General features: G+C 62.1%; 11 protein-coding genes and 1 pseudogene. 2 read left to right on the top strand and 10 right to left on the bottom strand.

Annotated features, from left to right (window positions below; genetic code table 11):
• The 9 genes and pseudogenes from H8S23_RS10535 to H8S23_RS10495 all read right to left on the bottom strand — a co-directional run.
• Positions 1 to 209, bottom strand: a pseudogene (locus tag H8S23_RS10535) (hypothetical protein); the annotation flags it as partial.
• The gene (locus H8S23_RS10530; RefSeq protein WP_186888298.1) at positions 206 to 853 is read right to left on the bottom strand and encodes a hypothetical protein; all 648 of its coding nucleotides are present in this window, start codon (positions 851 to 853) and stop codon (positions 206 to 208) included. The pseudogene H8S23_RS10535 and the gene H8S23_RS10530, both read right to left, overlap by 4 nt.
• 1,095 nt (positions 854 to 1,948) lie before the next feature.
• Positions 1,949 to 2,686 carry a hypothetical protein gene (locus tag H8S23_RS10525; protein WP_186888297.1) on the bottom strand — a complete coding sequence of 246 codons (738 nt, stop codon included), beginning with the start codon at positions 2,684 to 2,686 and terminating at the stop codon, positions 1,949 to 1,951.
• A 203-nt stretch (positions 2,687 to 2,889) separates the two neighbouring features.
• Positions 2,890 to 3,627 (bottom strand): hypothetical protein, encoded by a 738-nt coding sequence (locus tag H8S23_RS10520; RefSeq protein ID WP_186888296.1) that lies wholly within the window; start codon positions 3,625 to 3,627, stop codon positions 2,890 to 2,892.
• Between the two features lie 26 nt (positions 3,628 to 3,653).
• Complete coding sequence (locus H8S23_RS10515) at positions 3,654 to 5,207, bottom strand: glucosaminidase domain-containing protein (RefSeq protein ID WP_186888295.1); 1,554 nt, start codon at positions 5,205 to 5,207, stop codon at positions 3,654 to 3,656.
• 126 nt (positions 5,208 to 5,333) lie between these two features.
• Complete coding sequence (locus H8S23_RS10510) at positions 5,334 to 5,684, bottom strand: hypothetical protein (RefSeq protein WP_186888294.1); 351 nt, start codon at positions 5,682 to 5,684, stop codon at positions 5,334 to 5,336.
• The gene (locus tag H8S23_RS10505; protein WP_186888293.1) at positions 5,681 to 6,058 is read right to left on the bottom strand and encodes a hypothetical protein; all 378 of its coding nucleotides are present in this window, start codon (positions 6,056 to 6,058) and stop codon (positions 5,681 to 5,683) included. The genes H8S23_RS10510 and H8S23_RS10505 overlap by 4 nt, the downstream gene beginning before the upstream one ends.
• Complete coding sequence (locus H8S23_RS10500; RefSeq protein WP_186888292.1) at positions 6,048 to 6,242, bottom strand: hypothetical protein; 195 nt, start codon at positions 6,240 to 6,242, stop codon at positions 6,048 to 6,050. The genes H8S23_RS10505 and H8S23_RS10500 overlap by 11 nt, the downstream gene beginning before the upstream one ends.
• Positions 6,235 to 6,474, bottom strand: coding sequence for a hypothetical protein (locus H8S23_RS10495; RefSeq protein ID WP_186888291.1), 240 nt, complete (start codon positions 6,472 to 6,474; stop codon positions 6,235 to 6,237). The genes H8S23_RS10500 and H8S23_RS10495 overlap by 8 nt, the downstream gene beginning before the upstream one ends.
• 329 nt (positions 6,475 to 6,803) lie before the next feature.
• On the opposite strand from H8S23_RS10495, the gene H8S23_RS10490 reads away from it, so the two are divergent.
• Both H8S23_RS10490 and H8S23_RS10485 read left to right on the top strand, forming a co-directional pair.
• Positions 6,804 to 7,166, top strand: coding sequence for a helix-turn-helix domain-containing protein (locus tag H8S23_RS10490; RefSeq protein WP_186888290.1), 363 nt, complete (start codon positions 6,804 to 6,806; stop codon positions 7,164 to 7,166).
• The gene (locus H8S23_RS10485; RefSeq protein WP_186888289.1) at positions 7,166 to 7,759 is read left to right on the top strand and encodes an ImmA/IrrE family metallo-endopeptidase; all 594 of its coding nucleotides are present in this window, start codon (positions 7,166 to 7,168) and stop codon (positions 7,757 to 7,759) included. The genes H8S23_RS10490 and H8S23_RS10485 overlap by 1 nt, the downstream gene beginning before the upstream one ends.
• A gap of 125 nt (positions 7,760 to 7,884) precedes the next feature.
• On the opposite strand, the gene H8S23_RS10480 is transcribed toward H8S23_RS10485, so the two are convergent.
• On the bottom strand, positions 7,885 to 8,469 hold the full coding sequence (locus H8S23_RS10480; RefSeq protein ID WP_186888288.1) for a hypothetical protein: 585 nt from the start codon (positions 8,467 to 8,469) through the stop codon (positions 7,885 to 7,887).
• Positions 8,470 to 8,646: the final 177 nt, after the last annotated feature.

Raw genomic sequence — 8,646 nt, 5'->3', positions numbered from 1 at the left:
TGCTCCAAAATCAGCGACCGCTCCAGGTCCGGGTAGGTGCGGCGCAGGATGAGCTGCTTTGAGCCCGGATACCGCAGCGCATACAGCAGCGCGTCGATCAGCTGTCCATAGCTTTTGCCGCCGCCCGCCGCGCCTCCGAACAGCACCTCAAACGCTTTTGCCCGCACAAATGCCAGCTGCCGCGCCGTGATGTCGATGTCCAGCGTCACCGGACCACCCTCAAACGGATTTCCAGCTCTTGCTCCTCCGCAGGGGGAGGGCTGTCGCTGAATAGCCGGTACCGCTTACCCAGCAGCTCCAGCGCTTTCAGGCGCTGCGTCATCGCCACCGGCCGCACCACCGGGTTGCCCGACCGGTCCACGTCTGGATATTCCCGGCGTCCCAGGGCGATATTGGTCAGTTCCTCCAACACCCGCGCCGCGCCCCGGGCCTCGGCGTCTGTGCCCGGCGCTCCATCTGTGCCCGGTGCTCCGTCTGGCGCGCCCGGGCCCGGGGGCCGAGGCTCGCTTTCCACGCGTTTTTTTTCCGCCGCAGGCGGCTTCCCGGCCGCTGCGCTCTCCCCGCGGTCCGCCTCAACGGTAAAAACCGCCCCTTTCCCGGCATTCTTTGCCCCCGTCCGCTGCGGCGTCCGCGCCGTGCCGGGGCCTGCGGCGCACAGGGCGCTGCACCGCGCGCGTATCTTCTCCGTGTCAAACAACTGCTGTGCCCGCGCCTCCACCACGCTGTCGGTCAGTCCCCTGCAGCGGTAAGCCGCCCGATAGGCCCCGCACAGCCCCTGTCCCTGCATCAGTCCGCGCGCGAACGCCTCCTGGCACCTGCTCAGCCGCTGCTTTGGGCCGCGTCCTCCGTCCATACCGCACCTCCTCGCATTTTTCGCCCGGCAAACCGCTTTCCGCCGTCTTTTCCGGGCGCGCGCCCACCGTTTTCTCTCCGGGCGGGCCCGCATTTCGCCGCCTCTCCCGCCGCTTTCTTCGGCCCTGCGCCCCCTGCTGCTTCCCGTCTGTTTCCGTATCCTGTAATTGAATTGTATACTAGGCGGGTGTGGATAACGCACCCGGTTTCAACGCCCAAAAACAGCTTCAAAACGGCTCGGCGGGCCATTCTCAGCTTTCCTGTCCCGCTCCCGTCCGGCACAAAAGTCCTCGTCTGCCGCCTCTCAAAAAACAGCTCGGCTTCTTTCTCTGTGCGGCCTGCGCTCTGGTCCGCAAACGGGCGGATCGCCGCTCCGCTCCCGCCTGCGCTTTTTCGGCGGCCCATTTGGGACCGGCCCGATCCGCCCGCTTCCCGCTGCCGGCTTTTTCGCAGGTTTCACCTCCCCGGCCGGGCTCCGCTGTTTTTTCTCAAAGTCAGCCCCGGCCGCTCCCGCGCCTCACGCAGCCCCCTCCTTTGCATCCCCCCCTCTCCCGCACCGGGGCGTCCCTGCAAAACATCACCCGGGAGCTTCCAGCCGGAAAACATCCCATATCCCTCTCCCTCGTCCCCCGCCTGCTGTGAGAGCGCTCCCCTTTCTGCCTGCACCGCCCGCGTTTTGTCTCTGAAGTCGGAAAACAAAAAACAGGAAGCCGGGCTGTCTGTCCCCGGCTTCCTGTTTTATTTTGTTTCCCCTGCAAATCGGTTTTCCTCCTGTGGGCGCGGTCCGCAAAAGCCCCGCCCCCAGTCTGCTTTCTTCCTCCCCGCAGCCTCTCCTTTTGCCCTACGGACAAAAAAACAGGGCCCGTTTTGCAGGCCCTGCCTTGCTGCCGCAGCAGTTCATTTGACATTTTTGAACCCCGTGTGTTCCCTATCCGGCCATCCCCTCTGGGTTCTCTGGTTCCCCGTTCCGATAAAGATCCCGCCGTGTTCCCTGTTTCTGTCTGAGACCTCGCCCATCCCGCAGAGAACACAGCCGCAATAAAAACGCCCGCCGTCCTCCTGAACGCGGTCCGGCTTTTTTCTTCTCGGCCCGCCGTCAATCCTCCAGCACCGGCTGCGGCACCTCGATCATCTCCATTTCAGGCATAATGCTCCCCGTCAGCCACACTTCTCCGTCCTCCACGCTGACCAGTGCGTTATAGACATGTGCGGTATGGTCCTCGTGGATCTCAAAAGAGCGAAATCCATAATAGACATGCCTGCCCACCGAGAGCAGATAAAAATTTTCGATCCCCAGTTGCACATAGGTGAGTTCTTCTGCCGCGTATATGTCGAGAAAAGCCGCCTTTGCGATCCGCTTTGCCCGTTCGATCGATATCGGATACTCCCCCGTGAAATCCGGGTCAAGGTTTTCCCATATCTCGCCGCCCAGAGAAAAATCCCCAATGAACCGCACCAGTGGCCCGGCATAATCCGGGCTCGATACCTCCTTGATCAGCGGCAGCAGATCTCCATCTGGATATTCCGACACCGGACAATAGGGCAGATCGCGGATCGTCCGGTCATCCTCCTGGTCCGGCGCCATAAACGTGCGCCGGAACGGCGAATCCGACGGCAGCGGCTTTATATCCATCTCATACACCTGCCGGCTCTCTTCGGGTGCGGGGGTCGGTTTCGGCGTGGGGGAAGGCTTAACGGTCGGCCCCGGCGTGGCCGTTGCCGTGGGCGCAGGGGTCGGCCGCACGCCCACAGCCGGGGCTTTCCTTTCGCACCCCGCAAGGCACAGGCACAGCAAAAACACCGCTGTCCCCAGCATCCACTTTTTTGATCTCATCCCGCATCCATCCTTTCCGCAGCCGGTTATGCAAAGCCCAAAGCCCCGTATACAGCGGTTCTCCCCCAGCCGCTTCCTCGTCTCGTCCTATTTCTTCCGCAGACCGGGAGAAAGCTTTGCCCTTTTCCGTTCTCTCTCTTCCCAATATAGGCCGCCGCGGAGACGGGATTTCCCCTGCTCCGTTTTTCCTCCTCGGCCCGCCGTCAATCCTCCAGCACCGGCTGCGGCACCTCGATCACATATAAGATAGGCGTACTGCTCCCCGTCAGCCACACTTCTCCGTCCTCCACGCTGACCAGAGCGTTGTAGGCATGCGCGGTATGGTCCTCGTGGATCTCAAAAGAGCGAAATCCATAATAGACATGCCTGCCCACCGCAAACAGATCACAGTCCTCGATCCCCAGTTGCACATAGGTGAGTTCCTCGGCCGCGTATATGTCGAGAAAAGCCGCCTTTGCGATCTGCTTTGCCTGTTCGATCGATATCGGATACTCCCCCGTGAAATCCGGGTCAAGATTTTCCCATATCTCGCCGCTCAGAGAGAACCCCCCGATAGACCGCACCTGAGGCCCCGTATAATCCGGGCTGTAAGCCTCCTCCACCAGCGGCCGCGTTTCCCCGTAGGGATATTCCGACACCGGGCAATAGGGCAGATCGCGGATCGTCCGGTCGTCCTCCTGGTCCGGCTCTATAAACATGTGCCGGGACGGTGAATCTGGCGGCGGCGCGCTCCTTTTCATCTCATACACCTGCCGGCTCTCTTCGGGTGCAGGGGTCGGCTTCGGCGTGGGGGAGGGCTTAACGGTCGGCCCCGGCGTGGCCGTTGCCGTGGGCGCAGGGGTCGGCCGCACGCCCACAGCCGGGGCTTTCCTTTCGCACCCCGCAAGGCACAGGCACAGCAAAAACGCCGCCGTCCCCAGCATCCACTTTTTTGGTCTCATCCCGCATCCATCCTTTCCGCAGCCGGTTATACAAAGCCCAGTGTCCCGTATACTTTCATCAACTCTTCATAATAGTTGTCTGTTTGCGCATAACCGCCCTTTTCCACGCTGCGCATCCAGTCCTCTCCCGTTCCCTCCACCGCGTACCTTGACTTCAGCAGGTCGCAGTAGTAGTCCCAAAACTCCTCGTCACTGTGAAACGCCTTATAGATGACATACGCCTGATCTTGTTCCGACCACGCTGGTACGATTCCCGCCGGGCCCGGGTTGTCCTCGCTGCCGCGGATGCCCCCATAATTGTGGCTATCTTCAGGGGGCAGATGTTCCCCCCAACCCGATTCCAGCGCAAGCTGTGCTATCATAAACTCCGCCGGGATCCCTGTCTCTTTTTCTTTTTGCAGCGCAATGGCATAATGCTTTTCCACAAACGGCGCCACACGGACATGCGCCGGGTCAGAGCGGTTCTCCCTCAGCCAATCCATCTCCTTGTCATATCTTTCTCTCAGTTCAGGAGAAAGCTTTGCTCTTTCCCGCTCCCCATCCCCCCAATAGAGGCCGTGGCGGCGACGGGATTTTCCACGTTCCGTTTTTTCCTCCTTGGCCTCATTGACTTCTTTGGCCTCATTGACTTCCTTGACTTCATTCGTCGGGAGAAAGCGTTTTTTGTCCTCATTCCAAACCAGGTGGTCCTGCTGCTCCCCCCATTCTCGGGGTCTGCCCCGCTTGTGGGATGACGGTTCGTAAACCTCCTGTACCGGTGTCTTGTCCGCTTCGTCCGGGCCGGAGCTTCCTTCCCCAAACAGGCTCAGTGCTTGGAACAGAGGTGCCTGGCCCACGGCGTCCGCGCCGCGCCCGCGCAGCAAAGGTGTGCGTGCCCCTTCTCCCGTGCGGACGGTTTCCTCCATCCAAAGCGGCCTTTTCGCCTCCCATCCCGCAAATTTCACAGCCGGCGCTGCGGCCGACGGCTCCGGCTGTGGCCAGCGCTCCCTCAGCGGCAGATCTCGCCGGGCCCGGGCCGGCTGCGCTGTCTCCATCGCCTGCCCGGCCCCGTTTTTATTAAGCCTATCACTTGCGGCCAAAGCCTGCAAGCCCTGCGCCCATGCTCGGCCCAATATTTTCTTCATCTTCTCCCCGTCGCCCGCGCCAGGCGCGGCCAGGTTTCCTCTCGCCTGGCCCGTCCTCTCGGTCTCCCGCTCCTGGCCCGCCCTGTTTCCCGGGCTGTAATAGTTCCCCTCCTGCCGCCGGTGTGCCTCTTTCTCCCGCTGCAGCGCCTGCCGCACCAGATCTACTTTTTCTTCATATCCCGTTTCTCTGCCCCAGTTTTGGTCCGGCGTCTGCGGCTTGCCGGCTGTTCCCTGTGTGCTCCCGCCGCCCCAGTCCCACTTCTTTTCTCTGCCGCCGATCTCTTCCAGCGTCCGCACCAGGGTCCCCGCATCCGCCGGATAAAAGCTGTTCAGCACCGCCGCCGCTCTTTCTCCCGGCAGCTCTGCTTTTTTCAGATATTCTTTTACTGATTCCCCCAGGGCGCCCGTCAGTTCCTGTGCTCCCGTTCTCCTCTTCTTCTTTCTGTACTCCTCCATCTGTCACCGCTCCTTTTTTGTTTTTTCAGCCATGCATTTTTGTCCGCCCTGTCCCCGGCGGGCAGGTCTCCGTTTCCTTTTTCCGGGCGCTCCCCTCCCTGCCCCGGGTGCCTCCGCGCCCCGCCCTCATCTGCGCGGCTCCCGTCTGGGCGCGGGCAGCTCCATCAGCCCCGCGGCAGTGGCCAGCTCATAGCAGAACTTCTTCTTTTCCCGCCCAAAGGCGTTGTAACTCAGCGACAGGTCAAACCCGCGCATCAGCGTTTCGTACGGCCATTTCTTGCGGTTGACCAGCGACAGCTTCACCGCCTGTATCAGCTGCTGCCGCTGCGCCTCCGCCTCCGGCGCATAGGTCCTGCCCACCGCATTTTCCGCCGCTCCAATGGCGCGCCGGCAGGCCGGCGTCAGCGCTTCTTCCGACTCCAGCAGCCCGGCACAGGCGCGCATAACGCCCCGCGGCAGCTTCTCTTCTCTGTTCATGATCCCCTCTTTTTGCGCCGGGTCTGGTAGGGCGTGTTTTTGTGCTTGTAGCAGTCCGCCGGGCGTATGCCGCGCTGCAGGCCGGTTTCCCAAGCGTAATGGCACATCATATAAGCGCCCGGCACTCCGCAGCCGGAGCGGTAATACACACATCCCCGGCAGGCTGTGATGCCGTTTTTGCGGTCCGTTTCCCGGTCCTGCTCGGCGCGGGAGGTGCCCCGTCGCCGTGTCTGCCCTTTCTGGTCCGGGCAGGGCGGCTTCGTGGGGCCGTCCCCGTACCCGCCCCCGTCTTGTGCCCCGCCCTGCCCCCAGGGCTTGCCGGGCCGCGGCATCGGCGCCCACCAGGGGGCGGTATTTCCTTTTTCAGTCTGCATACCATTCCATCCTTTCTGCCCGCAGCGCGCGCAAGCAGCGGCTGCATCCCGCCACCCCCGCCGCGTCCGCCGGGTCTTTTCCCCGTTCCACCAGCACCAGGTCGTCGTCGCTGTCCAGCAAAGCGCCGCAAAGAGGGCAGGCATAAAATTGCCGGGGCGCAAACAGCCCCTGCCGCTCATCCATCGCGCTCGCCCGCCGCACCCGCATCTTCCGCGCGTCCTCCGGCGTCCGGTTCCTCCCGGTTCGTATAGGTAAAAAATCGGGCCCCGCCCCAGCAGGCGGTCAGCAGCGCTCCGGCATGGGGGTCGTCCTCCAGCGGTTCTCTGCGCCAGACGTCAAAACAGGTACGGAACAACTGTTCACACAGGCTGACGCCGTCGCGGGTGATATTGAACACGCCGTCACAGTCCTCCACAGCCGCCCTCACCTGCCGCTGGAGGCGTGCCAGGCCGCGCAGGCGCTGTGCCCGTTCGCGCCGCAGCGCAGCTCTCTCTTCTTTCTGCAGATCAAACCCCTCCCTTTTTTCTGCAAGATCGCTTGTATGCGGCGGTGCGCGCATCGCCGCACCGGAATACCCGCTGCGGGTATTGATTTTATGATATACTCATTTTGAGTATCTGTAAAGCAAAATAATACCCAATTTGAGTCTTTTGTTTTTGTCCGTTATGCTCAAATTGGGTATTATTTATTGACAAATTACTCAGTGCGTGTATTATTAAGAAAGAATAGAAAGAGGTGACGGCTGTGATCCGGCTGCAGGAGCTGAGGGCCCAAAAGGGCATCACGATGAAAGAGGCGGCAGCGTCCCTGGGGATGCCCTATACCACCTATGTCAATTATGAAAAAGGGCTGCGGGAGCCCAGTTCCGAGACACTGATCCTGCTGGCGGATTTTTACGAGACCTCGGTGGACCAGCTGTTGGGCCGCGACACGTCCGCTGCGGCGGCCGCCCAGGCGGCGGGCACCCCCAAAGAGCGCAAACTGCAGCTGCTGGCGCGGCGGGCGGCCGGCCTGCCGGAGGCAGAGTACGAGCGCATCCTGAAAAATTTTGAGGACACGATCGACCTTTACCTGCAGGCGAGGGGCATCGGGCGGGAGGACAAATAATGGCCGATTATGCCCGCAGCCAGCTGGCGGCGACCCAGCTGCTGCTGCGCCAGCAGATCACCGGCCTGGCCGTGGAGCCGGAGCGGCTGTCCTATGACCGCGATATCTGTTTTGACACGCTGCAGGGGTATTGCGCGGCCACCGGGGCGCGGCTGTCCGATTTTATCTCTGGGGACGAGGCCCTGCGGGACGGCTGTACGCTGCGCTATGGTGAGTTCTATCTGGTGCTGGCCAATTCCCACGGGGTCGCCAACTACAAGCGCCGCAAGTTCACGCTGGCCCACGAGGTGGGCCATATTTATCTGGGCCATTCCTGGCACGGCCCCGAGGAGGAAAAAGAGGCCAACTGGTTTGCCAGCCAGCTGTTGATGCCCGAGTGCGTGCTCATGGAGATCTGGCGCCGGGACGGCAAGCTGCTGGCGCAGGATGTGGCGGGCTGGTTCTTTGTCTCAGACGCGGCGGCGCACAACCGGGTGCGCCAGCTGCAGCGGACACGCCGTTACCGCTTGGGCACAGAGGAAAAGCAGCTGGTCGAGCGCTATCTGCCCCATATCCTGGCCGCTCTGCGCGACCCCTACCCGGTATCTGTGTAGCGCGCCAAAGGCCCCGGGCCGCGGGCCGCGGCTCCCCGTCCCGCGCAGAACAAAAACGGCAAACGGCGGCAAAAACAAAACCGCCCCCGCAGCGTGTACCGCGGGGGCGGTTTTCGTCCCGTTTTTCAGTCTTTTTCTTCCTCTGCTTCCGGCGTGAAAGGGGGCTCCCCCTCTGCGTTTTCGTCCTCTTCCTCGGGCACGTTCCCGCCGGCTTCCCCGCTCTCCGCATCCGGCAGTCCGGGCGCGGACGCGGCGGCGGTCTCTTCTTCTGCCTGATCGGCCTGTCCTGCCGCGTTTTCCTCCTCCTGCGGACAGAAAATGGCCCTGAACTTTTTCGAAAAATGGAAATAGGTCAGCCAGAGAGAAGGCACCAGCAGTGAAAGCAGACCGTTGACTCCCGGCACGCGCAGCACCACAATGCTCATAAACGCCAGCATGAAACGGCAGATATAATCCACCGTAAACAGCGGCAGAAATCTCTGGTCCCGCCGGTAGATCATCCACAGCAGCAGGCAGCTGAGCAGAATGCCCACCGCGCGAAACAGCATATCCCCCAGCGCCACCCAGCGGATCAGCTCCTGCCATCGCTCCATATAGGCCTTTGTTACCGTGAACAGGTCTTTGACGCCCGATACCAGCCCAATGGCCAGCGCCAGGCAGTAGATCTTCGTCCAGCCGGGCAGCAGCTGCCGCCTTGCCTGATCTTTCATTTCATCTTCCCCTTTTCCCACAGCGCCCGCACCCCGCAGCCGGGGCCAGAGGCCGGGCCGCCGTTCCGGCATTCCCCGCGCCTCGTCTCTTTGCGCCGCAAAGCTATAAGAGGTATTATACTATGCCTGCCGTCCCCGCGCAAGGCCGTCCCGCCGCTGTGCGCCGGGGCCGGGACC

Origin of the sequence: Anaerofilum hominis, assembly GCF_014287275.1 — a bacterium.
GTDB classification, from domain to species: Bacteria; Bacillota; Clostridia; order Oscillospirales; family Ruminococcaceae; genus Pygmaiobacter; species Pygmaiobacter hominis.
The sequence above is the reverse complement of the archived record's forward strand: the minus strand, read 5'-3'. Positions and strand labels throughout refer to the sequence as shown.

Bases quoted from the DNA above. Each gene is read 5' to 3' on its own strand.
- H8S23_RS10485 (WP_186888289.1), top strand. From the start codon at position 7,166: ATGGCCGATTATGCCCGCAGCCAGCTGGCGGCGACCCAGCTGCTGCTG.
- H8S23_RS10510 (WP_186888294.1), bottom strand. From the start codon at position 5,684: ATGAACAGAGAAGAGAAGCTGCCGCGGGGCGTTATGCGCGCCTGTGCC.
- H8S23_RS10505 (WP_186888293.1), bottom strand. From the start codon at position 6,058: ATGCAGACTGAAAAAGGAAATACCGCCCCCTGGTGGGCGCCGATGCCG.
- H8S23_RS10520 (WP_186888296.1), bottom strand. From the start codon at position 3,627: ATGAGACCAAAAAAGTGGATGCTGGGGACGGCGGCGTTTTTGCTGTGC.
- H8S23_RS10525 (WP_186888297.1), bottom strand. From the start codon at position 2,686: ATGAGATCAAAAAAGTGGATGCTGGGGACAGCGGTGTTTTTGCTGTGC.
- H8S23_RS10480 (WP_186888288.1), bottom strand. From the start codon at position 8,469: ATGAAAGATCAGGCAAGGCGGCAGCTGCTGCCCGGCTGGACGAAGATC.
- H8S23_RS10530 (WP_186888298.1), bottom strand. From the start codon at position 853: ATGGACGGAGGACGCGGCCCAAAGCAGCGGCTGAGCAGGTGCCAGGAG.
- H8S23_RS10500 (WP_186888292.1), bottom strand. From the start codon at position 6,242: ATGGATGAGCGGCAGGGGCTGTTTGCGCCCCGGCAATTTTATGCCTGC.
- H8S23_RS10515 (WP_186888295.1), bottom strand. From the start codon at position 5,207: ATGGAGGAGTACAGAAAGAAGAAGAGGAGAACGGGAGCACAGGAACTG.